Annotated in this window: 19 protein-coding genes and 4 pseudogenes; 10 read left to right on the top strand and 13 right to left on the bottom strand. The window is 69.8% G+C overall.

Annotation, left to right across the window (positions count from 1 at the left end):
- Positions 1 to 14: 14 nt before the first annotated feature.
- Positions 15 to 149 (top strand): hypothetical protein, encoded by a 135-nt coding sequence (locus OOJ98_RS29990; protein ID WP_267058189.1) that lies wholly within the window; start codon positions 15 to 17, stop codon positions 147 to 149.
- Here OOJ98_RS29990 and OOJ98_RS29985 read toward each other — a convergent pair.
- Positions 136 to 1132 (bottom strand): annotated as a pseudogene (locus OOJ98_RS29985) (DUF4238 domain-containing protein). The gene OOJ98_RS29990 and the pseudogene OOJ98_RS29985 sit on opposite strands and share 14 nt — an antisense overlap.
- 274 nt (positions 1133 to 1406) lie before the next feature.
- Positions 1407 to 1970: a hypothetical protein gene (locus OOJ98_RS29980; protein ID WP_267058188.1), complete on the bottom strand. Its 564-nt coding sequence runs from the start codon at positions 1968 to 1970 to the stop codon at positions 1407 to 1409.
- A 315-nt stretch (positions 1971 to 2285) separates the two neighbouring features.
- On the opposite strand from OOJ98_RS29980, the gene OOJ98_RS29975 reads away from it, so the two are divergent.
- Both OOJ98_RS29975 and OOJ98_RS29970 read left to right on the top strand, forming a co-directional pair.
- Positions 2286 to 2612, top strand: coding sequence for a hypothetical protein (locus tag OOJ98_RS29975; RefSeq protein WP_267058187.1), 327 nt, complete (start codon positions 2286 to 2288; stop codon positions 2610 to 2612).
- A gap of 495 nt (positions 2613 to 3107) precedes the next feature.
- Positions 3108 to 3656 (top strand): hypothetical protein, encoded by a 549-nt coding sequence (locus OOJ98_RS29970; RefSeq protein WP_267058186.1) that lies wholly within the window; start codon positions 3108 to 3110, stop codon positions 3654 to 3656.
- A gap of 669 nt (positions 3657 to 4325) precedes the next feature.
- On the opposite strand, the gene OOJ98_RS29965 is transcribed toward OOJ98_RS29970, so the two are convergent.
- From OOJ98_RS29965 to OOJ98_RS29940, 7 genes are all read right to left on the bottom strand, one after another.
- Positions 4326 to 5486, bottom strand: coding sequence for a crosslink repair DNA glycosylase YcaQ family protein (locus OOJ98_RS29965; RefSeq protein WP_267058185.1), 1161 nt, complete (start codon positions 5484 to 5486; stop codon positions 4326 to 4328).
- 14 nt (positions 5487 to 5500) lie between these two features.
- Complete coding sequence (locus OOJ98_RS29960) at positions 5501 to 6877, bottom strand: MFS transporter (protein ID WP_267058184.1); 1377 nt, start codon at positions 6875 to 6877, stop codon at positions 5501 to 5503.
- Complete coding sequence (locus OOJ98_RS29955) at positions 6874 to 7635, bottom strand: hypothetical protein (protein ID WP_267058183.1); 762 nt, start codon at positions 7633 to 7635, stop codon at positions 6874 to 6876. Before OOJ98_RS29955 ends, OOJ98_RS29960 begins: the two co-directional genes overlap by 4 nt.
- Before the next feature lie 141 nt (positions 7636 to 7776).
- The gene (locus OOJ98_RS29950; protein ID WP_267058182.1) at positions 7777 to 8823 is read right to left on the bottom strand and encodes a beta-propeller fold lactonase family protein; all 1047 of its coding nucleotides are present in this window, start codon (positions 8821 to 8823) and stop codon (positions 7777 to 7779) included.
- 101 nt (positions 8824 to 8924) lie between these two features.
- Positions 8925 to 9632 carry a TIGR02466 family protein gene (locus tag OOJ98_RS29945; RefSeq protein WP_267058181.1) on the bottom strand — a complete coding sequence of 236 codons (708 nt, stop codon included), beginning with the start codon at positions 9630 to 9632 and terminating at the stop codon, positions 8925 to 8927.
- 321 nt (positions 9633 to 9953) lie between these two features.
- Positions 9954 to 10277 carry a helix-turn-helix transcriptional regulator gene (locus OOJ98_RS34910; RefSeq protein ID WP_353963739.1) on the bottom strand — a complete coding sequence of 108 codons (324 nt, stop codon included), beginning with the start codon at positions 10275 to 10277 and terminating at the stop codon, positions 9954 to 9956.
- 148 nt (positions 10278 to 10425) lie between these two features.
- Positions 10426 to 11409, bottom strand: a complete 984-nt coding sequence (locus tag OOJ98_RS29940; RefSeq protein WP_267058180.1) for a YncE family protein — start codon at positions 11407 to 11409, stop codon at positions 10426 to 10428.
- Positions 11410 to 11645: 236 nt separating this feature from the next.
- Between OOJ98_RS29940 and OOJ98_RS29935 the strand changes: the two genes are divergently transcribed.
- Together OOJ98_RS29935 and OOJ98_RS29930 are read left to right on the top strand one after the other, a co-directional pair.
- Complete coding sequence (locus OOJ98_RS29935; protein WP_267058287.1) at positions 11646 to 12065, top strand: VOC family protein; 420 nt, start codon at positions 11646 to 11648, stop codon at positions 12063 to 12065.
- A 1679-nt stretch (positions 12066 to 13744) separates the two neighbouring features.
- Complete coding sequence (locus OOJ98_RS29930; protein WP_267058179.1) at positions 13745 to 14365, top strand: hypothetical protein; 621 nt, start codon at positions 13745 to 13747, stop codon at positions 14363 to 14365.
- Here OOJ98_RS29930 and OOJ98_RS29925 read toward each other — a convergent pair.
- From OOJ98_RS29925 to OOJ98_RS29910, 4 genes and pseudogenes are all read right to left on the bottom strand, one after another.
- A pseudogene (locus OOJ98_RS29925) lies at positions 14345 to 14515 on the bottom strand (IS5/IS1182 family transposase); the annotation flags it as partial. The gene OOJ98_RS29930 and the pseudogene OOJ98_RS29925 sit on opposite strands and share 21 nt — an antisense overlap.
- 21 nt (positions 14516 to 14536) lie before the next feature.
- Positions 14537 to 14878: pseudogene (locus tag OOJ98_RS29920) on the bottom strand (DUF2625 family protein); the annotation flags it as partial.
- A gap of 716 nt (positions 14879 to 15594) precedes the next feature.
- Positions 15595 to 17943 carry an RHS repeat-associated core domain-containing protein gene (locus tag OOJ98_RS29915; RefSeq protein ID WP_267058178.1) on the bottom strand — a complete coding sequence of 783 codons (2349 nt, stop codon included), beginning with the start codon at positions 17941 to 17943 and terminating at the stop codon, positions 15595 to 15597.
- A gap of 82 nt (positions 17944 to 18025) precedes the next feature.
- Positions 18026 to 18366 (bottom strand): annotated as a pseudogene (locus OOJ98_RS29910) (GNAT family N-acetyltransferase).
- Between the two features lie 510 nt (positions 18367 to 18876).
- On the opposite strand from OOJ98_RS29910, the gene OOJ98_RS29905 reads away from it, so the two are divergent.
- The 5 genes from OOJ98_RS29905 (at position 18877) to OOJ98_RS29885 (ending at position 25614) form a co-directional block, all read left to right on the top strand.
- Entirely contained in the window at positions 18877 to 19572 is a 696-nt protein-coding gene (locus tag OOJ98_RS29905) for a ScbR family autoregulator-binding transcription factor (RefSeq protein WP_267058177.1), read from the top strand.
- A 173-nt stretch (positions 19573 to 19745) separates the two neighbouring features.
- Positions 19746 to 20543, top strand: coding sequence for a thioesterase II family protein (locus OOJ98_RS29900; RefSeq protein ID WP_267058176.1), 798 nt, complete (start codon positions 19746 to 19748; stop codon positions 20541 to 20543).
- Between the two features lie 147 nt (positions 20544 to 20690).
- Positions 20691 to 21443: a 4'-phosphopantetheinyl transferase gene (locus tag OOJ98_RS29895; RefSeq protein ID WP_267058175.1), complete on the top strand. Its 753-nt coding sequence runs from the start codon at positions 20691 to 20693 to the stop codon at positions 21441 to 21443.
- A 174-nt stretch (positions 21444 to 21617) separates the two neighbouring features.
- Complete coding sequence (locus OOJ98_RS29890) at positions 21618 to 23822, top strand: BTAD domain-containing putative transcriptional regulator (protein ID WP_267058174.1); 2205 nt, start codon at positions 21618 to 21620, stop codon at positions 23820 to 23822.
- A gap of 214 nt (positions 23823 to 24036) precedes the next feature.
- Complete coding sequence (locus tag OOJ98_RS29885) at positions 24037 to 25614, top strand: aspartate aminotransferase family protein (protein WP_267058173.1); 1578 nt, start codon at positions 24037 to 24039, stop codon at positions 25612 to 25614.
- The last annotated feature ends 18 nt before the right edge of the window (positions 25615 to 25632 follow it).

Here is a 25632-nt window from a genome sequence, read left to right as displayed (position 1 = left end):
CCAGGCGGCGGGTCATGAGCCCGACCGGAAAGGACCAAGCCCGCTGGGCCATGCGCTGGAAGACCGTCCTGCCCGCCTTCGACATCCCCTTCGACGGCCGCGCCCCTCTCCACAGCCCGCCTCTGCCGTGTCACCTCAGCGGCGTGTGATCCACAGGTGCAGGATCTCACCTTCGGTGGGCTCTTCCGTGCCGTCGAGGGCCCGCCGGACGCCTGGCGCCAAGTCGAAACGCAACGTCGGCCCTTGGCGCGCCAGTTCAACCCGGTCTAGCGCCACGTGGCGTTCAGGATGCCCCACCATCGTTCTGTCGCAGGTGTCGGCGAGATCCTGGTTGCACTGGGAAACCCGGCTGAGCTTGACCTCCACTGATGACGTTCCACTTCCGTGCGTCAGCACCAGTTGGCAAGTGGGGCTGACGGGGAACCTGATCTCCAGTGCGTTCTCCACGCCGAAGCCGCGGTAGGCGTCGCCAGCTGTGTGCGGCTTCCAGAGCACCAGAGGGGCATCCGACGTCAGAAAGTTCGGCTTGCGGCTCGTCTCCAGGCGCCAGTGACGGTCGCGCATATGCGGGATGCACGCCGTCACCATCTGCAGAGGCAGCACGACGGCCTCATGGGGAGTGACATCGCCGCCCGTCTCCGCGCGGGAGACCTGGTAAAAGACCCAGGCCGCTCCCGCCTCCCGCGGGCTGGGGACGGTGCCGAGGTGCCGGTGCGTGAGGTAGTCCGCCACCAAGGCCCGGTCAACCTCCCGGCCCGCGGCATAGGCACTCACGCCGGCCGAGAACTGGAACGCGGTCCGCTGCCGGGGAGTCCTCGTCGCCTGCACAGCCAAGTAGACAGACAGCAGGTCACGGTCACGAGACCCGGCATCGGGCGCCACGTTCGTCTCGTCGATCCGTCGCAGGACGGCGAGCCCCTGAGCCTCCAGCTTGCCGAGCTCTGTCTCGACCTCGGTCGAGCGCGTGCCATCGTCGTTGAAGATCGTGGAAGTGGGATTCCGCCGCGATGTTCTTCACGTGGGCCAGGTGTGTCTTCGCCGGGCGTCGACGCCGGACCCGGACCTGCTCATCGCTGCCGAACCGCGCAAGGTAGGCCCGCGGCACGTAATGATGGAGCTTCGGCCTCGACATGCGACACAGCGTAGAAGGCGCAGGTCGAACCGGGCAGGGGTATTTCCACGCCGCCAACAACTGGGGCCCTCGCCTGATGCCCGGCTCGCGCCACGACGGCACTCCCCCGCCGGCCGCGTCCCGGACGTCTAGGAACCCAGCCAGGACGCGGCATTGCTCTTCCTCGCGGGCGGCCCGCCCCGGGCAAGAGCGTCACGGTCGACCTGCGCGCATGGCCTCGAGACCAGATGCCGTCCGGGTCGACACCGCCACAGACCTACCGTCGGCTGCCGGGTCAGTTCAGGCCGACGGCTGCGAGTGCGGTGGTCCAGTCGGTCGCGATCGCGTGGCGTGCGTCGTCGAGGGGGACCTGGCCGTTGCAGACGGCGGTCTTGAGGCGGTTCTCGACGGTGTCCTTGTTCCCCGCGGTCTTCCCGCCCGTGCTGTACCGCGGCTCGGGCCACAGGTTCTTCGGATCCCGCGGCGCGCCCCCGAGCTCGAGGGGAACGAGATGGTCCTCCTCATAGTCGGCGGTACTGGTGTCGCTGTACCCGTACGCCGCGATCTGCTGCACCTTCAACGGATTCGTGTACGACGTCGGCGGACGCACCGTGGACGTCCAGCCCGATACGCAGATCGTCGACCCGATCGTGGCCTGCGTGACATCCGGATTGAACGCACCCGGCTGACAGACCGGGTCCGGCAGCGGCAGGTACGACTGCGAACACGACGCGGCGACCGCAGCCGGGGCCGGGGTGATGGACGTGGTGGCGTGAGCGCTGGCCGTGCCGGCGCTCACGGCGCCGGCGGCGAGCGTGAACGCCCCGAAAGCGGACGCGAGTCGGTGAGTCGAAGGCATGTGGGGGCTCCGTCGAATCCAGGCCCGGCCATGGATACCGGGCGTCTGACGGCATGACACCAGTCCCCGGATCTATGCGGGTAGAGCCTCGCGGTGAACAACAGGCGACGTGCGCAATCCTTGCCCGCCCATGGACGTCCCATGACCGGAACTTCAGGGCTCTTTGGTGGCCTCGCAGACCACCTGTCCCCGATCGGATCCTCAGAGCAGTTGATGTCGTCCCGCCTGCCGTGAGCAAGTGGAAGCGGCCGGCAGGCGCTGAGCATGTATGACCCGCCGCCGTCCGAACTGTCCCGCCTCGCCAAACTCCGTGTCGTGGAGGAATACCAGGCGCACCAACTGGAACGCACTCGCGCCGTGATCCGCCAGCTCGAGGCCGAGCAGGAGCGCTGGCGCGAGCGGGACAAGAAGCGGCGCATCGAAGTGTCGTGGAAACTGCAGCCCTCCCGCGCCGACGGCGGCGTCGCCCTCCTCCACCGGGCCAACCGCGGCCTCTATGCCAAGGAGATCGGCTACCTCAACGCCATGGAGGCGCAGATCCATGACCGAGCCGGGCATCGAGCCATGTCAGGCGTGCCGGCCGCAGGACTAACCCGGGAGTCGACCGGCGACCAGGCTCGATCATGCCGGGCGCCCGCGTAGAAAACCCCGGCATGGCCACGACACAGCCAGCCGCGCCAGCAGCACCCAGGCCATGCCCGCCGGGCGCCAGCCAGCTAAGCAGAGGGCCGGGCGCAGTTGGTGAGGGGGGCAGGGTGTGCGGGCGAGGCCTGCCTGGCGCTGGCCGCGGCCGCGCATGTCGCTGAAGAGCCGCGGATAGGCGGCTGTCGGCTTCGCGGAGGACGACTTCGGCGAAGGCGCTGCGGCCGTCGCTCTTGGGCAGGGTGGTGGCGTGGCGTCCGATGTCGGGGACGACCGCTCGGGCGTGCCCGGTCGGCTGGAGGGCGAGGGCAAGGTCCTCCGATGTACAGGCTTGGCCGTTTTCGTCAGAAGGGCTTCGTGTACGCGCTCGGTCCGGCATGCTGCCGATGTCGGTGACGGCTTCGTGACCGTATGCCGAGGTCGGGAGGGACCATGGGAACGAACTGGGAATGGACTAGTCGGAAATTCGGACTGTCGCACCAAGGGCGATCGGGAGTGCTGCTCGAGGACGGGACCGAGCCAGGTCCAGCCATCTTCGATGCCGGTAGCGGGGCCTACATGCATCAGTCGTATCGATGGCAGGACTATGACGGCATGTACAGCAACCCCCAGGCATCGGCATTACGAGGGGCCTGCTCCTGTGGCTGGCGCGGAGAAACCCGCTATCCGCTGTCCTGGGCAACGACCGACGGCGAAAACTGGGTGGAGGAGCCGCCGACCGGTGACTGCAAACGGGACTGGAACGCTCACCTGGAGCAGGTAGAGGCCGCATCCGCCGAGGTACCCGACAAGCTGGACAAGCGTGTCACCAAGTTGGTCAGGCAGCTGGACAACCTCTCAGTTGATGAGCCCCTCACCGTCCTGAAGGTCGTGGAACGCCTGGATCGGCAGCTCAAGGAAGTCCGCCAAGCCACGGCGTACCAGGTGTTGAGCGAACAGGAGTGTCAGGAAGACGGCAGGTCCTGGGAAGAGATCGCAGCCGCCCTGGCATTGCCCATCGACCAAGTCCAGTCCAGGCTCCTGCACTATCAGCGCGGCCACTGACCCCCACGAGACCTTGGTGGAAACCCCACGGAGCCGCACTGGCGAAGGCCGAGCGTTGGACATGCACGGGTCAGGTCCGCAGGCGGAACCAGCTGCGTCGCCGGTCCGGCTCGGGGTCGTCGTCGGGCTCCGGCGGCGCGTCGGCCTCGCGGCGGGCGGCTCGCGTCGGCCTCGCGGCGGGTGACGTCGTCGGCCCGGCACGGCCCGCACACCGTCTTGTCCCCTGCCCGGACGGTGGTCCGGTGCACGGTGATCTCCTCCCAGCGATCGTCGGAGAACTTCCGCCCGCACTGTGAGCACACCGGGCGCTGCGCCTCCCGCTCAGCAGCACGGCGCCGCTTGTCCTCCGCTTTCGGCGCGAGCTCGCGAAATCCAACGGTGTGACGCTCCACCGATCACCGTTACCGACCCGTGATCACCCGGCGGGCGCCGCCTGGCAGAGCTCGGAGACGATCGCGAACGACGTCGTGACCATCGGCACGGCCATGGCCGGCGGCATCACCGCGTGCGTGGTCCGGCCGTGCGCCATCCCGTTGCGGATCTGCCGACCATGGTCGAGGTACTCCGCCTGTCGGGCCGTCAGGACCCCGTCCTTAGCGCGCTGCTGGACGAGCCGGTGCAGCTGCCTCTCGGTCTCGCGTCGGCATCCGGTGGCCTGCTCGACCCTGCCTACCGCAGCGCTTTGCGCAATGCGGCTGTTGTGGGAGGGTCGGCGGCGTCGGCCTCGATGCTGATGCGGTGCGTGCCCGTGGTGGTGGCCAGGGTGCGGCAGGCACTGGCGAAGTGCGCGGCAGTCTCGGGTCCTGCGTGCGGTTCGAACGAGGCTTGGTGGATGGTGAGGCCGGCAGAAGTGGAGGCGAGGTCGGCCCGGGCGATGAGACGGCCGTCGGCCAGGAGGGGGCAGACGTAGTAGCCATGTGCACGCCGGGCCGCGGGTTTATACGCCTCAAAGACCTGGGTGAAGCCGAAGAGCCGCTGGACGCGGGGGCGGTGCCAGATGAGGTTGTCGAACGGGCCGACGAAGACCGGCGCCCAGAGCGCGGCTTCGGGGCGGCCGAGCGCGGCGGGGTGGGCCCAGGCGGAGCCCCAGCCTTGGACGGTGACCGGGGTGAGCGCCGTACGTGGCAGCAGGCGTTCGGCGGTCGCGGGGCGGATGCGGAGGTAGTCGGCATAGTCGTCGACGGTGCCCAGTCCGAGGGTTGTTGCGGCGTGCTCGAGGAGCCGTGTGAGGCAGATGCCGTCGTCCAGGCTGTCGTCGAGCAGTTGGCGGGGGATGCAGCGTTCGGGGAGGTCGAAGAGGCGTTGGCCCGAGGTGTAGCGGGTGCAGGCGAGGTCGCCGGCCCAGACCATGAACTCGAGGGCGGCCTTCGTAGGTCCCCAGCCCCAGCCGGTGGTGATGGTCTGCTCGGTGCGCAAGCTGCGCAGCGGCAGGGGCCCGTCGGCGCGGATGCGGGCGATGAGCGCTGCGCGCTGCCGGGTATCGGGGTACTGGGGGCGGGTGCGGGTATGGCGGCGTCTGAACGCCCACAGCGGCCAGTCGGCGAGGGGCACCAGGCTCAGCGCGTGGGCGGGATACACGAACGCTGCGGGCGGGCTGCCGGAGTTGAGGGCGGCGTCGACGTCACCGGTGGTGGCGTGGGGGATGCGGGTGGCGAGGGTGAGTTGGTGGGCGCGGGCCAGGACGCTGATGCTGTCGAGCTGCACCGCATGCAGGTGCCCCAGTACCGAGGGGACGTCAGCGCGGTCGCCGGGCGGGAAGACCGCGGCCACCGCGACGCTCCGGGCCTGTGTCAGGGAGAGTTCGACCTCGGGTCGGGGTGAAGCGCTCACGCCTGCCGTTCCTGTCATGGGTGGTGGTCTGTCGCACCCGACACTGCCGGGGCCTGGGCAGGCCGGGCGTCAACGGCACTAGTGGGCTGGGCTGTTGCGACCGGTGCCGTCTCTCCCTCCTCAGCGTCGGACCCAGCGGGCCTGGCGCGGTGCAGGCTCATCTGGAGGAGGGTTGCGGCGGCTCCTGTGGCGGCGCAGCAGGTGAGGGTGAGCAGGGCGGTGTCCCATTTCTGTGCTTGGACGAGGGTTCCGGTGATGGTGGCCATGATGCCGTTGGCGACGTCGGCGGTGGCGCCGATCCAGGTGTTTGCCTCGATGCGCATGTCGTCGGTGGCGGTGGCGTCGGTCAGCAGGAAGGCGTTGATGAACAGCGGAGTGACGAACACGCCCGCGATCATGAGGAGGGTGGCGAGGAGCCAGAGGGGGCGGGCGAGGAAGAGGAGGAGTACGGGTGTGGTGAGGCCGAGGGTGAGGATCCTGTACTTGTGCCACAGGTCGCTGCGCCAGGGCAGGGCTGCGTAGGCGATACCGCCGAGGAGGCCGCCTGTGCTGGTCGCGGCGAGGAGGGGGCCGAGCCAGTTGGTGGCGTGTTCGTGCTGGGTGTAGGCGGGGACCAGGATGCCGGTGCCGCCGAACAGGGCGCCCATGATCAGGAGCGGCAGCAGGATGGCCGGCATGCCGGGCAGGGCAAGTGGCCCGAGCCAGCGTCGCCCGCGGTTTCGCGGTGCAGCGGCTGTCGCCGGTGTGCGTGTGGGGGTGAGGTGGTGGCGGTGGGCTGCGGCGAGGTAGAGGGCCATGACGGCGACGAAGCCGGCGGCCGCCGTCTCGTAGCCGTGGCGGGGGCCGAGCAGGACGAGGGCGGCTCCAGCAATCAGGGGGGCCAGGACGAAGCCGGCTTCCTCGAGCACGCTGTCCGCGCTGTGGACGGCCTTCAGCTGGGCCTCCCCTGCGGCCAGGCGCCGCCAGGAGCTGCGCAGGGCGGAGTTGAGCGGGGGGCTGGTGAGGGTGGCGGCGATGACCAGCGGGAGGGTGGTGGGCCAGGGCCAGGTGTAGTGGATGCTGGCGACGACCAGAGCGAGCAGGAGGGTGGTGGCGCTGGCCATCGCCAGCAGCGTGCGCGGGCCGCAGCGGTCGAGGAGACGGCCGCGCAGCGGGGCGCAGAGGGCCAGGACCAGGGTGTAGGTGCCGCCGACGGTCGCGGCTCGGGCGTAGCCGTGGGCGTCTGCGAGGGCCAGGAGCAGCAGTACGGGCAGGGTCGCCGCGGTGGTGCGGGTCAGGAAGGCGATCGTGAGCAGTCCGCGCACGGGCCGGCCGGTCAACAGGCGCAGTGTGCTGGTGCGTTCCGCGCTGCTGCTGGGTTCTTTCCCGGTGGGCGTGCTGGAGGCGGTCACCGCGTCTCCCCCGGTGCGTTCGGTGTCGCGGGCGTGTCGTGTGCTGCGGCGGCAGCCCGGGGCGGGGCGGTCTGTGATGCGGTGGGGGTGGGGTGTGCGGTGGCGCGCAGGGAGTCGGGGTGCAGGAGCACGATCCGGGCGATCTCCTGTCCGCGGTGGATGGGGACGGGATGGTCGGGCTGGACGGCGATGCTCATGCCTCCTCTCTCGGCCATCGCGTTGACGGCCTTGGCGGGGATCACGCCGAGCGGCACGCTCAGGCCCGACGGGTGGGGGCTGGGCGGGGGCATAACCATGAGGAAGGTGCCCTGCGGGATGTGGGCGGCAAAGCCCAGGCGCCATTCCACGGTGCCCTGCCCGTTCGGGATGAACATGCCTTCCCAACCGCCGGTGGACGTGCGGTAGTCGCCGAGGTGGAGCCAGGAGGCATGCCCGGTGGCGATCCAGTCCTTGCCGCGCTGGAACATGCGCTGGCCCCCGAGGCGGCGGCCGACCTGCTGGGGGTCTTCGGCGTCGGGGACGGCGAGGCCAATGTCCTCCAGGGGCCGCATCGTGACAGTGAGCGGAGAGCGCAGCGACCAGCCCAGCTCCTGGCCCAGTACCCAGGGAGGGCAGTCCGCGGGCAGGCGGGGGATGCGCAGGTAGCGGAACGAGTCCTGGTAGGCGTCGCGTTCTGCGCGGGCACCGGCCCGGTCGGCCTTCGGCTTCTCGGGCAGCAGCGTCCAGGGATGGAGCGGGTGAAAGGTGACCTCGGCCAATGTGGTCTGCTCCCGGACGAGAAAACACAGGGGGTTCAGGGATTGGGTGCCGTAGCGGGCCCTGCGGCCGGCCGGGCCCCGTGACGGCGAAGGGGCCTGGGAAAGCGCGGGGAAGGCCGCGCTTTCCCAGGCCCGGCTGGGTCAGGCGCTGGTGTCGGCGCGGTTGAGGCGGCGCAGGCGCTCGGGCTCGGAAAGGGTGTCGAGGTCGAACATGACGACGGAGCAGGGGCCGTAGCCCACGGTGATCTCCTCGTAGGTGAAGGTGCCTTCGTCGCGGTCCAGCGGCGCGGAGGTGAGGTCGACCATGGTGAGGCTGTTGGGGGCGAAGTTGGGGTGGGCGGCCATCATGCCGGCGCGGGCGAAGTTGGTGACGTAGACGGTCTGGTCACCGGGGTCGACGACCAGGCCGCGCGGTCCGGATCCGGTGGGGATCTGGCGGGTCACGGCGAGGGTGTCGACGTCGATGACGGCGATGGTGGAGGAGTTCTCGACCGTGACGAGCGCGTGGCGGCCGTCGGGAGTGAAGGCGACGCCGCGGCCGCCGGTGGAGGCGACGTCCACGCGGTGGGTCTGGTCGGTTGCGGTGTCGATGACGGTGGTGTAGTCAGCCTGGGTGTTGGCGACGAACACCCGCCGGCCGGAGGGGTCGATGCCCAGGCTGTAGGGGTGGGCCTCGCGGTCGACGGGGATCTGCGCGAGTTCGGTGACGCCCAGCGGGTTGCCGTCGGCCAGCGCGGAGATGTCGAGCTTGCTGACGTAGCCGCCGCCCCAGATGCAGACGTAGGCGAGGGTGCCGTCCTTGCTGATGCCCATGTGGCGGGGATCGCGGCCGGTGGGGATCTGGTGGACCTCGACGTTGAGTTCGAGGTCGACGACCGAGATGGTGTTGGAGCCGGAGTTGGAGACCAGCAGGTACCTGTCGCCCGGGATCAGGCCCTGGCCGCGCGGTCCGTGGCCGACCTCGATCCGGCGGACCTCGTTCAGGGCGACCGCGTCGATCTCCGAGATGGTGTTCTGGGAGGTGTTGCAGACGAAGCCGCGACCGTCCTTGGTGAACTTCACCCCGCCGCGCGGGGCGTTGCCGACCGGGATCTGCTTGACGGTGCGGTGCTCGCCCGGGCCGGTCTTGGCGACCACCGAAACAACTCCGTCGTCGGTGTCGGTCGAGAAGAACTGGATATTACGCATGGCGACGTTTTCCTTTTCTTTCGAGGGGACAGCAGACCAAGAAAGTGGGACAGGTCTTTTCCGGTCCGCGGGTGAACATGCAGGCCGACAGGAGTGCTTGGTCAGCCGGTGAAATAGTTCAGGTTCCAGGCAATGGAGATACGCTTCTCCTCGCCCGTGAAGGGGGGTACTGAGTGCTTGAGCCAGCCGGGAAAGACAATCAGCTCTCCCGGTGTGCAGGCGAGACGGACCCGGTGGCTCTCCCCCGCCAGACAGATCCCCGGGTCGTAGTAGTCGACCGCGGGCCGCGGGTCGAGCAGATCGATCTCACACGCCCCGGGCGCGACCACGTAGTAGACCGCGGAGAGCGCCGTGTTGGGATGGAAGTGCGGCTCGTGCAGATCACCCTCCCGGTAGAGAGAGGCCCAGCTGCGCGTCACCCCCACCGACACGGACGCCTCGCCGGCAAGCTGCTCGCCTTCCCGGGCCAGGGAATGCGTGAATGCCTTGGTCAGGGTCATGCCGGTCAGGGCCTCGACGAACTTGCCGGCGACCGAGCACACCCAGCGGCTCACCCGCGCGGCCTCAATGCCGCCCCAGGCGGTGAACTCCCCAGCCGTCTCCCGCTTGTAGCCGAAGTCCTTCACCCGTCCCGCCTCCCGCTGGCTCACAGCGGCGGCGAGCGGCGGGTTGACGTCGTCGGCGAACGGGCACCGCACGCGGGCCACCGGTGTCGTGAACAGCTGCGACACCATCGCTCGCGTCGTGGTGCTGACCTCGTCCGAGCTCTGGAGCAGGGGTGGTGTGCGGGCTGTCTCGTATACCGGCATGACGTGGTAACCCCCACAGTAAATCAGTGGATTTCACGGTGAATTGCAGAGGGCTCTCTGGGCGGGCAGCCCTCAGTGTTTCCTGGAATTCATGGCCTGGCAATCTTTTCGATCCTGCTCAAAAAGAGCGCACGCACTAACTGCACACCCTCACGCTTTCGCGGCAGTTGGTCTGCTCTTCAAGGCCGGGCCACTGGGTTGCACACCGCAGTCACCGGGCCGTCACCGGCCCCACGCTCCCCGCCAGTAAAGGGGACGGGACGAGAAGTCGGGGGCGTGCGCGGGCGCTCTCTCCCCGCCGGGATGCCGACGGGGGAGAGCTCACGGGCTGGAGGGCGTGGAAGGTGCGGCAGGCAGGCCGTGAGCATCCAGAAGGCTGCGGCCTAAGGGAGTGAGGGTGTGGCGGACGCTGGCGCCGTCGCGTCGTGTGGCAATCAGTCCCGAGCGGCTCAGGACGCCAGTGTGGTGCGACACCGTGGCCGCACCGACCTCAAGAGCTGCCACGATCTCATTCGTTGTGGCAGGGGCTCTGTTCGCGACCTGTCGCAGGACCTGCGAGCGGGTCGTGCCGAGCAGGGCGGCCAGCGCCCGGGGCCCGGGAGCCGACCGGCCACGGCCACCAGACAGGACGTTGGTGGGAGACATGAACCTCGGCCTTCCGACGTGCAATTGCTGGATAAGCCCACAGCCGCGCCGCACCCCGAGCCCAGCTCTGGGCGGGCCGGCGCGAGCCGTGTGGTCCCGCCGGGCACCGGCCACTCCTGTGGCCGGACCGCAACTCCCCCGTCTGCCGTCAGGTCCCGTTCAGCGCGAGCTCGTTGATGCGGACGACCGCGACGGCGCTGGGACGGGTCCCGGTCGCCAGGGTGTCGAACTGCGGCTCACCGTCGGTGGTGGACAAGTCCACACCGTCCAGGTGCAGCACGGCCAGACGGCTGTCCGGTGCGAGAGTGCAGTACACCGTCCCGTCATCCGCATCGATCGCGAGGTGCCGGGGCCCCGGCCCGATACGTATCTGACGGGTGACGCGCCAGTCCAGCAGATCCACCACCGCGAGCAGCCCGGCACGCTCCAACGCCACCAGGGCGAAGCCGTCCCCGCCGGTCACCGCGACACCGACCGGGGCCGAACCCGGCACGGGCAGCGCCACGTCCGCGACCAGCACGCCGTCGTCGACGTTCAGAACCGGCAGAGCGTCGCGGCGAGCACACGCCACGACTGCCCCTCCCCCGCACAGCGCGACAGCCCGCGGCTGAACGTGCGGATGGGGACCGAGTCCGGTCCGCCAGCGCAGGGAGATCCGCGCGGGGCGGCCCTTCACCAGCGGTGACAGGTCCAGAGCCCCCACCGTGCCCTCTCCCCGCTCACACACCAGCGCGGTGCGCCCATCAGCGCTCACTGCCATCGCGCCCGGCTCCCGCCCCACTTTGATCGAAGTCGTCACTCGGCCTTCTCCGGTGTCGATCACCGACACGGTGTCCGAACCCGCGTTTGCGACCAGCAGGTAAGGGGTGCCGGGGACCGGTGTGAGGCTGCGCGGCGCCCAGCCCACCCGGATCCTGCCGACCACCTGGCCCGTCGCCACGTCGACCGAGAACACCTCGTCGCAGACCGCGAGCGCCACGAACAGCATCCCGCCGGGGCCGCACTGGGCCACCCCGAGCGGTCCCCGCCCGGTCACCACCGATACGGGCCGCCGATAGGAGGACGGGCCGACCTTCTCCGTCACCGTGAGGGAGCCCGACGCAGTGTCGGCGGAGATCACGAACACCGCCATCCTCGCCCCCCTTCTCCACCTCCACGACATGAACGCCGCCCAGCGGCTGCCGCGCGAGCACGGACACGACCCTCTCCTCCGTGATAGCGGATCGGCACAGCGGGCGAGTCCCATTTCCGTCAACTGTCCGTAACTGAACGGCATATGACCGGCAGTGCAGCCTGGTAGAAACCCTCCCCATCCGGTATAGGATGCCGCCCCCAACTCACCCAAGGAGCACACTCTCCGTGACAGACATGGACACGCCTGCCACCGGCACACTGCATCACGTCGAGATCTGGGTCCCCGATCTCACCCGCGCCATCAACGACTGGCAGTGGCTCCTGGAAGACCTCGGCTACACCCTCCACCAGAACTGGGAACACGGCCGCAGCTGGAAACTCGGCCCCACCTACCTCGTCTTCGAACAGTCACCCGCCCTCACCCACACCCGCCACGACCGCCTCGCCCCCGGCCTCAACCACCTCGCCTTCCACATCGACACCCCCCACCACGTCGACCTCCTCACCAACAAAGCCCAGGACAACGGCTGGACCCTCCTCTTCCCCGACCGCCACCCCCACGCCGCTGGCCCCCAGCAACACGCCGCCTACCTCGAAAACACCGACCACTTCGAAATCGAACTCGTCGCGCCACCCCCCACCAAGACCGCGTAGCCGACAGGACAGAGCACCCCGCAACGGCGACGACGAAGACGCGTTCTGAACTCATGAAGTGTCCGGCGCGATCGGCGTCGCCGCCCCCGCATTCCACCTCATGCCACCACGCCCGAACGACGAGAAGGCCGGGCGGTCGTCAGCCATTGCGGAAGCCTCACCCGCCGTTCCGGCAACCCCACCGGCCATCCAGACCAGCCGGGTCGGCAAGCCGCCTCCGCAAGCGCCGCGGCATGGCACGCAAGTTGGAGACTGAGGGCAGCCGCTCGAAGAAGCCGTCCACGCGCGGCTGGTGGTCGTCCGGCCATGTGGCCTGCGGAAGCATGTCGTCCACCACGTACTGCGCGCCGGGCGCCAGGAGCTGGAGAAGGTCATCCAGCCGGAGGTACTTCCCCGGACGGCAGTCGACGTAGGCGAAGTCGTACAGCGCGCCGGTCAGGGTGGCCTCCGTGAGCCAGGCGCCCGCGTCAGACGCCCTGGCGGAGCTGGGCGTGCCGTGGGCGTAACACAGGGCGCTGCCGGTCGTTGGACCTGACGGTCAAGCGAAGAGCACACAGGCCCCGGGAATCATGTGATTCCCGGGGCCTTGTGCTGGGGACAACTGCAACGCGCTGATGCAACAGGAACCCTTGGTAGGCACCCAGCGCTTTCATCGCAGGTTAGGTCTGCAACACGGATCGATATTGCCGCAGGTGTCCGAGGGCCTACCGGCGGCGAGGAACGGCGACCCGAGCCTCCGCCAGGACGACGCCGGTCGCCGGGTCGCGGTACACCGGAACGCTGTGTGGCCGCCTCGCTACCATCGCCGTCCAGAGGCGCTGTCTGTTCCGTCGCGACGCCAACTTGGCGTAACGAGAAGCCCCCCTTTAAGGTGGGCGCGGGGTCACGAACCCCGCACTCCGAGGCTTCCGTCTAACGCCGACGTCGGGCGCGCCCGTCGTGTGCGGGGAGCGGACCCGCCCCGCCTACGGGCCCCTCATTTCCTGCCCACGCGCGGCTGCTGAAGGCTACTCACGACAAATTGGCCCGCCGAATCCTCCGGCGACGCTTCGCGGCCCGTTCACCTGCGGCGTTTGCCTCTGCCTCGGTGGCGCCTCGGGCGATAGCCTGCTCGTACGCCTTCACGCGTGCCTCTTCCATCTTTTGTTCGGTCCGGTTGTGGATCCACCTGAAGACGCCCATGACGTTCCTTTCCATGTCCAGCAATGACAACCCGCGGTGCACGAACCGTCGAAAGGACCCCGTCCCCACTTGTATGCGTGCCCAGACTCTGAACGGTGAGACCTGCGCGTAGGGCCGGGATCAATGACCCGGACGTTGCTCTCGCAGGCTGCTGGTCCTGCTCGCCGGCCCCGGTCAGGGAACCTCGGACTGCTCGGGCCGCGCGTCGACGGCTTTGAGGATCGATTCCGGCCTTAGCCGCATTCGCCGAGCGCGCCTGGCGGGCGTCTGGCAGCCTGTGGGCGGTAGCCGAGTGGTCAACGGCGGGATTTTGACGGTGGAGTTGGCGCCGTTCACTGCCGCCGTCAGAGTCGTGGAGGGGTTGCGGTCACCCCAGCCAGTGTGCGCCGGGGCTGGTGGGGCTCGGCGCGCTGCTGCCGATCCAGGAAGGGAGGTCGGCTACCAACCTGGCGAGTTCCAGGTCGCCCGCCTAGGGGCTGTCTGACAATGATCAAGCTGTGGCCGAAGTCGGCAGGCATGTGACTGCGGCGGTAGTCACGGCGGCGAAGAGCGGGCTCTTCATACGGACGACACTGGCGCGTGAGAGGCTGAGCAGCGTGATCAGCGAAGCCAATGAACCACGTCGAGAGCTGTTCCTCCGAAATGATCTGGAGGCTGTAGATGTGGTTAGCGCTCACCGTGAGGCGCTTCGTGTCCTGCGGGACAGTATCGAGACCGCTCACGTCGATGCTTACAGCGATGTCCCATGGCCACGAGACGTGGTGGACGCGTACGAGCATGCGTTGTCGATGGCCAAGAGCCAGTCGGCCGAGGGCGTACGGTCGGCGAAGGACGATCCCGGGATGGGAATTGACGTCGCTGTCCGCGACGACGCCGAGTTCGACGTGCTTCTGGCCTTGGCTCCTTTCACGATTCATGCAGAGGCGTGGCGCCAGGGTCAGGAGATCTTCAGCGCCAGCGACACGGGCACAGCCCTGTGGATCGCTGTCACGTCACAGCAAGAGGTTCAGCTCATGTCACGGCTTGGAGCGCTGGGTGTCCCACGGACGGCGTTCACGACTCAACCTCGCAGGCGACGGCGTCTGTTCGCCCGCTGGTCACGGCACCAGATCGCGTAGCCACAAGATGAGCGAGCACAGTTCCAGCCCCGCCTGGTAACGGATGGCGAGTTTATCGAACCGCGTGGCGACGGCCCGGAACTGTTTGAGCCGGTTGAAGCAGCGTTCCACGACGTTCCGGTGCTTGTACGCCTCCCGATCGAAGGCGGGTCGACCGGCCCCACCGGGGTTGCCCCCGTTGAGGGCGAAGCCCCCGCCCAGCACGTCGTGCGCAACCACGAGACCAGCACCAGGGCGCCACGCAGGATCGAATGTCGACGGCATCTCGTTGACCTCGGCCAGTCCTGAAAGTCCGGCGCCGCTCGGGTTGCCGAAGATCCGCGGCCACCCATCGTCCACGAGCAGACCGCCGCAGTTCAGTACGACGCCGCCCAAATTCGACCGGGCGGAGACCTGTAGTTGCAGCAGGGAGGCTCGGCCTGCCACGGGATCGCCGGGCAGCACCTCAACTGGTACGTCGGGGCCGAACAGCTCCTGAAGAAGGAGCGGCCACGCAGGAGCGTCGACGTTGATCAGTTCATTCTCCTCGCGTATCTCCGCATCGTCGCACCAACGCCGAGAGGCCTAGTCCGTCGGGTCACCCGCACGCCGCTCACCAATCGAGATGACCTCTTAAGACGGGCCGTGCCCTCTTCAGAGTCATGTGTTCAGTGTGGGGGTGTAGTTCGCTGTGTCTATACGTACAGCCACCCACGCGATCATGGGGGTGCCCAAGGGGCGTAGCTGCCACCCCGCCGCACAGGCCACCGGGAGCGCGGCGGGCGAATACAGGTCCAAGACGGTGATACTGGCCCTCGCCGCGATGGCCTCCACCGTTTCCGACAGGCTCCGGTCCGCGCCTCGATCGGCGCCCACACCGCGTGTGGGGACCCGCTCCGGCTCGGCGTGACGGGACAATCTCTAGGACGCTGACAACGCAACGCGCCCCCGACGTCGGCCGCGGGCCGACGACGGGGGCGCCTCTTGTCGAACTCCCGTGCATTGCCTGCAAGATTCAGGCGGTGGCAGGCGAACTCGCGGGCCGCTCTCCTATTTTCGCGTGGCCGCAGAATAGGCCCATACAGCGATGATGGCGAGAACGCTGCAGCCCACGGCCCACGCGAGGATCCATCCGACAGTACTCGCGTTCATGCCGGTTAGGTCTGGCCCTAGAGTGAAGAAGGTCACTATGAAAAGACCGAGGCTGATGGCAAGCACGGCGTTGCCATTGATGCGATCTCGCATATCAATCACTGTCCTTGATATTCCAGGTAGCCCTTGGTGGCGGCGCCAGCAGTGCCGCCGCCGAATGCGCCTACCAGTGCGGTGGGCAAGCAACCGATTTCAGCTCCAACTACACACCCGGCTATTGCCCCGGTAACAGCCCCCCCTATCGCACCGCCTATCGATGCGAATCCGATCTTCCGCACGCTGCTCCAGAAGCTCAGCCCGGTGGGGTCGCTGTTGTTCACCGGATCGCCTGCGGCGTAGAGGTAGGGGTTGGTTTCCTGGCCCGACGGGTCGGTGGTGGTGAAGCGGGCGAGGTTGGGGTCGTAGGAGCGGGCGCCCATTTTGTAGAGGCCGGTGGGGTCGAGGTAGGTGCCGGCGTAGCGGTAGGGCTGGGGTGTCTGCTCGGTGGTGGTGCGTGCTTGGCCTGTGGGGGTGTAGGTGTAGCTGTTGACGCGGGTTCCGGCCGAGTCGGTCAGGCCCAGGACGTTTCCGGTGGCGTCGGTGAGGTAGTAGTAGCTCTTGCCGTCCCTCGTCATGGAGTTGAGGGTTCCCGCCGGTTCGCGGACAAATCCCGTGTCCTCGTCGCCGGTTGTGGAGGCGGCGAGTCCGGTCTGGGTCTGGTGGAACCAGGTGTCACCGATCCGGATGCGTTCCGTGTTACCCGTGTCGGCGTTCTCGATCGGATACGTGGTCGATCCGGCTGTGATCGAGGTCTGCTGGCCGAAGTCGTTCCACGCTTCGTTCGTGCGGGCGGGGCCGTCGCCGGGGTTGGCGGCGGTTTCGTTGCCGTTGGCGTCGTAGGACCAGCCGGCCGGGGAACCGCCGCGGGTGACGAGCTGGCCCGGGTCGTTGTAGCCGAGGCCGATCGCGGGGCAGGTGGGCGGCGGTGACGTGGGCCTGGCGAGGAGGTTGCCCGCCTCATCCAGGCAGTAGTGGACCCAGCTCGTGTCGCCGCCGCTGCTGTGGGTGTCCTGGGCCGCGGAGAGGCGCCCTGCGCTGTCGTAGGTATAGGTGGTCTTGCGGTGGGTGGCGTCGAGGTTGTCGGTGCGGGTGTAGATCTTGACGCCGTTCTTGTCCGCGGACGCTCCGGCGGGGCGGTAGGTGTAGCTGTAGGCCAGGTCGACGAGGGTGCCCTTGGGCGAGGTCGCCTTGATGGCTTTCGGTTTCCCGTCGGCGTCCAGGGTCACGCTCTGCACCGTGTTGCCGGGGTAGGTGGTCGTGGTGCGGTGGTCGTTGGCGTCGTAGTCGTAGGTCGTGGTCTGGCCGTCGGGGGCCTTGAGGGTGTGGAGGCGGTCGGCGTCGTCCCAGGTGTAGTCGGTGGTGCCGGCGGGGTCCTGGTAGGTGTCGACGTCGCCGTCCGGGGTGTAGGTCAGTACCGACTGGGAGTTGTCCTGGAGGGTACGGACGGTTTCGCGGCCGAGGCCGTCGTAGGCGTGCTTGACCGTGCCGGTCTGGTCGGTGCGCTGGGTGAGGTTGCCGTCCAGGTCGTAGACGTACGAGACCGTCAGGCCGCCGCTCGTGGTCACCTTGCAGACCTGGTCGAGGTTGTCGTACGTGTACGTGGAGGTCACCCCTCGGCCGTCGGTGACCGTCCTGGGCCGCCCGAGTGCGTCGTAGGTCGCGGTCGTGGCGCCCTGGGGGGCGGGTGGTGCGGACTTGGTCAGGTTGCCGTGGTCGTCGTAGGTGAAGCTCGTGACCTTGCCCCGGGCGTCCTTGATCGTGCAGCGCTGGCCGGTGAAGCCGCCACAGGTGGGCGTGGAGGGGTTGTAGGTCGAGCTGGTCGTGGAGTCGCCGGTGCCGGTGGTGGCGACCGAGGTCGTGTTGCCGACCGCGTCGTAGCCTGCGAGCTCGTTGGCGTGGAAGTCCTCGTGGGGCGGGGCCGAGCCTGGGCCTCGGGGCCCGCTCCCTCGGCGGAACCCAATCGTTCGGCGCGGGCAGCTTCGGCGCCGCGGGTCCGCGTCTTTCGCAGTGCCCCGGCGGACCGTGTCCTGCCCTGGGACCGGTCCGGCCTCGCCGACCGCACCTCCCACCGAGCCGACGCCGCCCAGCTCACAGGCCGCCTCCTCCTCGCGGATCAGCCTCGCCGTCGGATCCAGGGTCGACTCGACCGTGGCCGCCACCGCGATCCGGCGGCCGTGTGCGGCCGTGGCCGCGACCATCCGCCGGTTGACGCGCAGCACCGGGACGCCGAGCGGGGACGAAGCCGCCTCGGCGACTGCGCCGCCGATCGTGGAGCAGGTGCACAGGACCGCGTCCGCGCCCCGGGCCACCGCGTCGTCGGCCAGGACGGTGCGGACTGCCCCGGCCACCACGTCCGGTCCCGACTCCCTTGCCTTGTCGAGCAGTTGGCGGTGCACTAGGTGGCGCATTGCGAGGCCGGCAGCTTCGTCGGGGCACAGGCGTCGAAGGCCGGAACGTGCTCGGACGAGGTGTGCAGCAGCGCGAGCGTTGTCACCAGCGCTCGGGCTCCGCCGCGAGCCGCGTCCGGGCCGCCTCGGTCACGGCGCGGACGGCGCGGACGGCGCGGACGGCAGCCTCCTCCGGGTGGCGCTCGGCCCAGGACGCGGCGTACGGGCAGGGCGGCACGACCGACACGCCCTCCCGTGCCGCCATGGCGTAGAGCTCCGGCACCAGGGTGCCCGGATGCCCTTGCCCTCGTGGCCGGGCTCGACCAGGGTGTGCACCGCGACGAGCGCCCCGGGCTCGGCGTCGAGCGTGAAGTAGTCGATGCGGCCGACCGCTTGAACGCCCTCGACGGCGGTGAGCAGCCCCTGCGTACGGTTCTCCCGCATCTGCGTCACGGTGCAGATTCTCTCCGGGAAGGCGGCGCCGAGCGGGGCGGCCCCGTCGGCGTCAGCGCTGCGGGGCGCTCTCCGCGGGGTTCTGCGGTGCGGGGATCCGGGCGTGCGGGCTGCGCTGCCGGGGGCGGAGGTGTCGGTGCCTAGCTGGACGGTGCCCCGTCCGGGCAAGGGCCTGCCGGGGTTCCGGGCCCTCTTTCGTCCACCTCCCCGGCGTACCGCCGGCACGAGCGGGCCATGGGGAAAGGACACAATCAGGCCCTTCTCACACCCGTCCGGCGCCGCGTCGACCTTCCGTGGGGCATGATCCGTGACGGAGCGTGCCACCGAGGAGCACCACGCGTCGCCGCGGAGGCCCCGCAACCGGAACGGACACAAGGCCGCGAATCGGCCGCCGGGCCCGGCGCTTTGCGTCGACCATGACCGACGGGCCGTCAGGTCTGGTCGCACTTGTGGCATGTTCTCGTGCGCAGAAGAAACACCCGCACCCTTATCGGAGCGCATATGGCCAGGCAGTACCGTGCCGTTCGCACACGCCAGGAACTGATCCGTTCAGCCGCCGAGATCTTCGACCATTCCGGATACGCGGAAGCGTCCATCGCCACGATCAGTTCACGCGCCGGGGTGAGCAACGGAGCTCTGCACTTCCACTTCAAGAACAAGCGGGCCCTCGGCCAGGCGGTCGAACTGGCTGCAGCGCAGGCCCTGTTGCACATCACCGGACGGGTGCCGCTGCGACACCCCGCCCCGCTGCAGCTCCTCGTCGACACCTCGCACGCGCTCGCGCGCTGTCTGCGGTACGACCCGGTGCTGCGCGCCGGCTTCAGCCTGGGCAACGACGCCACGTGGCAGAGCGACGTCAAGCTGTGGGAGCAGTGGCAGGACTGGATCCAGCTGATGCTGACCGTGGCGAGGGACCAGGGAGGACTCGGAGCCGATGTGGCGATCGAGGATGCCGTGTTCGCCATCGCGGCCATGGTCGCGGGACTCGACGCCTTGACCCGCACGGGCGTGGACTGGGATGCGGGCGAAGCCGTCACCCGCTTCTGGCGACTGACGCTGCCGCAGCTCGCGGCCGAAACCGCCAGGGCGGAGCTCCGCCCCGGCGGCAGTTCACCGGAAGCCGACTGCACCGGTGACGAATGCCCGGAGGACCAGGGCCACATGGACGTGCCGCGGTCCTGCGTGGACGCCGCGTGATCCGTGGCCGCGGGGCGCGTGTGCCGGACGCTCGGCCGCCCTCCACGAGCCGTGCGGGCAGGTGCTTTGTGTGCCCTTTGGCCACGCTTTGAGCAGCGGTCACGACCATGGGGGTGTTCAGGAGCCGAGGACCGAGGCCGCGCGGCGGCCGACGTCGATGATGGGGAGTTGACGTGAGTGGCGAGTGGTTTCGCAGGTTCGCTTCCCTCGATGGAGGGTCCGCCTCCCCCCACCGCGTCACGCTGGTGTGCTTCCCGCACGCCGGCGGTGCCGCCAGTGCGTACGTGCCGCTGTCCCGCGCGCTCGCGCCCGGCATCGACGTCCTTGCCGTGCAGTATCCCGGGCGCCAGGACCGCAGGCGGGAGCGGCCCGTCGACGACATCGGGCGGCTGGCCGACATCCTCACCGCCTCGGTCCACCGTGAACTCCGCGGCCCCTACGCGTTCTTCGGGCACAGCATGGGCGCGGTACTGGCTTACGAGACCGCCCGGCGCCTGAGGGACCGCGAGCTCGGCGGTCCGTCGAGGCTGTTCCTGTCGGCCAGGGGCGCACCGACGGGTGAACGCGACCCGAACGACCGGCTCTGCACGGATGCCGAGGTGCTCGCGGCCGTGCGCCGGCTCGGCGGTACCGCGTCCGCCGTCCTGGACGACCCGGAGCTGCGGGACATGGTCATGCCCGCGCTGCGGGCCGACTACGGTGCGCTGGGGTCCTACACATGGCGGGAGAGCGAACCGCTGTCCGTACCGTTCCGCGTGCTGGTCGGTGACAGCGACCCGGTGGTGAATGTGGCGCAGGCGTCCGCCTGGCGGGACTTCACCACGGCCCGCACCACTGTCGACGTCTTCCCCGGCGGGCACTTCTACCTCGACGCGCAGGTGCCCGCGATCGCGAGGACCGTCGCCGACGACCTGCTGGGCGCAGACGATTCCTGGGTGGCGGCCGCCTCGTCCGCCGGGCGCGCTCGGTAACCGCGGCGTCGCGACGCCCGGGAGACCGACCGCGGTCCCGTCGGCGTCGCCCCGCCGTTCGTCCCGTACGACCACTCCTTCCGTGCGCCCGGTGTCCGCAGGGCATCACGGGCCGCCGAGGACCATTGAGGACGCTGGAGCAGGCACGTGATCGAGCAGCTGCTCACCGCGCCCATGGCGGTCGCCGAGGCCTTCCACGACGACGTCGTCGAAGGGGTGGGCCCGTACGAGGCCGAGGAGCGGCTGGTGGCGGACGCCGTGCCCAGACGGCGGCGGGAGTTCACCACCGTACGTGTTCTCGCCCGGCAAGCCCTCGCGGAGCTGCGGATCGCACCGTCGCCGATCCTGCCCGGCCCGCTGGGGGCACCCGTCTGGCCGGGCGGTGTGGTCGGCAGCATGACGCACTGCGCGGGGTACCGGGCGGCCGCGGTGGCGTACGGCGGTGACTTCGCCGCGATCGGGATCGACGCCGAGCCCCATCTGCCGATCGAGGGGATCGGAACCCTCGACCTGGTGACCGTCCCGCAGGAGCGGGCGTGGCTGGCGGCGCTGCGGGTGCGCAGGCCGGAGGTCTGCTGGGACCGGCTCGTGTTCAGTGCCAAGGAGAGCGTGTACAAGGCCTGGTTTCCGCTGACCGGCCGTCGGCTCGACTTCGACGAGGCCGTCGTCACCGTCGATCCGGACCTGGGCACCTTCCACGCGCGCCTGCTCGTGGACGGGCCGGAGGTGGGCGGCCGCCGCATCCGGGGCTTCGACGGCGGCTGGCTGCACCGCGACGGCATTCTGCTGACCGCCGTCGCCCTGACCCGCGGTGCCGCGAACGCCGTGCGGGCGCCGGGCGTCGTCGGCAGCGTCTCCGGGCATCCGCGGCCCGCCACCCGCTCGGCATCCGCTCGCTGAGACTGCTTGTGCGAGATTTGTGCACGCTTGGACCACCTGCCAGCACCCTGGTGACTGAATCTCGGGGGTACGCACAACGCCACGTGTTCGCCGGACGCGTGGTGTCGGTCAGCGGCACGGGGTGCCGGGTGGGGGGATGCGATGCAGTTCCGATTGCTGGGTCCGATGGAAGTCATGGACGAGGGCAGGACCGTGGTGCTGGGCGGCACCAAGCAGAGGGCGACGCTCGGCTTTCTGCTGCTCCAGGCAAACAAGGTAGTGGCCACCAGTCAGCTCCTGAACGCCCTGTGGGGCGTCGACGACGCCCCTGTGACGGCCCGCAAAATCCTGCAGAACGCGGTCTACGGGCTGCGCGGTGCCCTGACTCCCGGGCGTGGTGCGGGAGCTCAGGCGCCGACGGCTCGGGCGGCGCTGCTGACCCAACCACCCGGCTATGTCATGCGCGTCGACCCCGAGCAGGTGGATCTGCACCTGTTCCACACCTGGGTCGGCCAGGGCCGCGACAGGCTCGCCTCCGGAGCTCCGGAGGCGGCGGCGCCCCTGCTGCGCGATGCCCTGGCGCTGTGGCGCGGGCCCGCTCTCGCCGACCTGGTCGAGACGGGCGTGGAATGGCCCGAACTCGTCGCCGTGCAGAACACCCGGCTCGACGTCCTGGAGGACTACTTCGAGGCACAGCTGGCGTGCGGGCGCCACCATGAGGTTCTCGCGGAGCTGGAAACCATGGTGCGGGCCGAGCCGCTCAGGGAACGCTCGTGCGGCCAGCTGATGCTGGCCCTGTACCGCTGTGGGCGGCAGGCGGACGCGCTGACCGTCTTCAGCCGTGTCCGGGCGGTGCTCGTGGAGAGCCTGGGTCTGGAACCGGGGCAGGCACTGCAGCGGCTGCAACAACTGATCCTCACCCAGGACCCCGCACTCGCCCTGGACCGTGCGCGGGAACCACAGGCTCCCCTCACCTCACACAGATCGCCCGCCGCCGACGCTATCTCCGCCGGCACCCCCGCCGATACGGGTGCCGCCGCCGGGGGCCGCCGCCCGGCGGCCGGCACCCGCGGGCCTGCGCCCGCGCCCGGTCCCGCAGCCGCCACGGCGGAGCGGCCGGTGGGCGTCGAACGACGTCAGGTCGGCGTCCTGTGCGTGCGCCACCGGCTCGCGCCGTCTCTCGGCGGCACCGATCAGGAGCACGTCGATCTGCTCGCCGGCGCCGCCCTGCTCGTCCGCGAACAGGTCGAGCGGCACGGGGGAACCGTGACCGCCACCATCGGCTCGGTCTGTCTGGCCCTGTTCGGACTCGACGGCCGGCGCGACGCCCCCCACCAGGCTGTCCTCGCGGCCCTCGCCATCCGCGACGTGCTCGACGTCCCGGCGCAATCGGGCGCGGACACGGACCGGTCCACCGTGCACGCGGCGGTGACCATGGGCGAGGTACTGCTGCGCGCGTGCGACCGGGGCGGGCCGCCGACCGTGATCGGCGCGGTCCTCGACGAGTCGCAGGCACTGCTCTCGGGGGTCCCCGCGAGCGAGGTGCGGGTCAGTGACGCCGTCCGCCGCGCCAGTGAGCACGGCATCGACTACCTCCGCTGTGCGGATCCCGCCGGGAGCTGGCAGGCCCTGGGCTTGCGCTCCCTCGGCGCAGACGAGCCCGACTCCGCGGAGCGGTCCGTGGAACTCGACGTCCTGCGCGGTCTGATGAAGCGCACGCTGCAGCGCGCGGTGCCCCACCTGGTCACGGTGCTCGGCGAGGCCGGCACCGGAAAGAGCCGTCTGCTCACCGACTTCGGGCGCTGGGCCGCGGCCCGGCCGGACGCGCCGCTGGTGCTGACCGCGGACGTGCCCGAGGACGGCGCCGCGTCACCGCTGCTGGTGGCGGGCCGGCTCCTCGCTTCGTACTGCGGCATCCGGCCCGGCGCCGACGAGGCCACGGCGCAGTCCGCCCTCGAACGCGAGGTGCGGGCGCTTTACCCGTCCGAGGAGACGGCGCACCTGCGGCTGGAGCGGCTGCGCCCGCTGGTCGCGCTCAGCGGCGTGGAGGCCGCCTTCGGCGAGATGTGCCCGGGTGAAGTGCTGGACGCGTGGCGGGAGTTCTTCCAGGAGGCGGCGCAGCGGCGCCCCCTGGTGCTGTGTGTCGACGATCTGCACCACGCCACCGACATGGCGCTGGACGCCGTGGGCGAGCTCGCGGAGTCGGCCGGGGCCGGGCCCCTGTTCGTGGTCGCCTGCGCCGGGCCCGAGCTGCTGGCGCTACGGCCGTCCTGGGCCGGCGGCAAGAGCCGTGTCACCACGGTGACCCTAGACCGGCCCGAGCGCATCACCAATGAACAGCTGGTGGAATTCCTGCTGTTGGCCGCGCGCAGCCAAGGTTCGCAGAACGTCGCCGGATAACCGGACGCCACTTCCCCGTGCCGCGCCGGATTCCGGCGCGGCACGTCCTCACCGGCCGAACGTCCATCATCCGGTAACCGGAGGCCCACCCCGTCGCCGTGGCGGCCCGAATGACTTTCGCATGACCGGCGGCCGCGGCGCGCGGAACAGGATGGAGAGTTCCAGGAAGTCTCCCGTTCCAGGAGGCTTTTCCGCGCACGACAAGGAGCGACACATGAATGCAGGACCGGCCGCACCCGAACTCGCCGAACCCCATCTCCTCGCGGTGCTGGCCGCGGCGGGCCTCGATGTCGAATACGTACGCGGTGCGGGAAACACGCTGTACCGGCTGGGCGACGACGGGCAGGAGCTCCCCGTCCTCGACTTCGCGGGCGGATACGGGTCGCTGATGTTCGGGCACAATCACCCCGAGATCGTGGCCGAGGCCCAGCGGCTGCTCGCCGCGCAGTCGCCGATCCACGCGCAGTTCTCGTCCCACCCGTACGCCAATCGGCTCGCCGCCGAGCTGAACCGGATCATCCACCGGGAGACGGGCACCGACGAGCCCTATTACGCCACCTTCGCCAACAGCGGCGCCGAGGCTGTGGAAGCGGCCGTCAAGCACGCCGAGTTGGACCGGGTGCTGAGGCTGGCCGAGGCCTTGGAGGAGATCGCGGCCGGGGTCGAGGAGATCCGTACCGCCGCCGCCGCGCGGCCGGTGGCCGTGGCCGACTCGGTGTGCGAGCGCCTGGGGCTCCCGCGCGGCTCGGCACTGGAGGACGTCATCGCCGAGGTCACCCGCCGGAACGAGGCGCTGAGCGCGCACGCCCCCGTGCTGCTCGCCCTGGAGGGCGGCTTCCACGGCAAGCTGATGGGCAGCGTCCAGCTGACGCACAACGAGGGCTACCGGGCGCCGTTCGCGGCGCTCGGCGCGCACGCCCGCTTCGTGCCGCAGGACCGGCCCGACGTACTCAAGGAGATCCTCGAAGACGAGCGCGCCGACCTGCTGCGGCTCGTCCTCGACGGCGCCGACGTGCGGATCGCCGAGAGCCCCGCGCCGGTGTTCTGCGCGTTCCTCCTCGAACCCGTCCAGGGCGAGGGCGGCATCAGGCCCCTGTCCGCGGAATTCGCGGGCCACATCCAGGAGTTCGCCGACGCGGCGGACTGCCCGCTGGTCATCGACGAGATCCAGAGCGGCATGGGCCGCACCGGCGCCCTGCTCGCCAGCTCCCTGGTGGGCCTGCGCGGCGACTACTACGCGCTCGCCAAGTCTCTGGGCGGCGGCATAGCCAAGGCCTCCGTGATGCTGGTGCGCACGGCCCGCTACCGGGCCCAGTTCGAGCTGGTGCACAGCTCGACGTTCGCCAAGGACAGCTTCTCCTGCCATCTGGGCCTGAAAGTACTTGAGTTGCTGGAGGCCGACGGCGGCCGCGCCTATCAGCGGGCGGCAGAGCGCGGCGCCGCCCTCGCGGCCATGCTCGACAGGGTGCGGACCGCCTTCCCCGACGTGGTCGAGGACGTGCGGGGCCGCGGACTGATGCAGGGCTTCGAGTTCAAGGACCAGTCCGGCGCCACGGACGAGGTGATCCGCGGCGCGGCCGGCTCGGGCCTGTTCGGCTATTTCCTGGCCGGGCATCTTCTGCACGCCCATGGAATTCGCACGTTCCCCACCGCCAGCGCGGTGAACACACTGCGTTTTGAGCCCTCAATCCTGATCACGGACGAGGAGATCGACCGCCTGGAGCGGGGACTCACCGATGTGTGCGGCATTCTGCGCGCGCAGGATTCGCAGCGGCTGGCAATCCCTTCCTGACGCCGATTACCGCTCCGT

The organism is Streptomyces sp. NBC_00083, from assembly GCF_026343295.1.
Classification (GTDB): Bacteria; Actinomycetota; Actinomycetes; order Streptomycetales; family Streptomycetaceae; genus Streptomyces.
The sequence above is the reverse complement of the archived record's forward strand: the minus strand, read 5'-3'. Positions and strand labels throughout refer to the sequence as shown.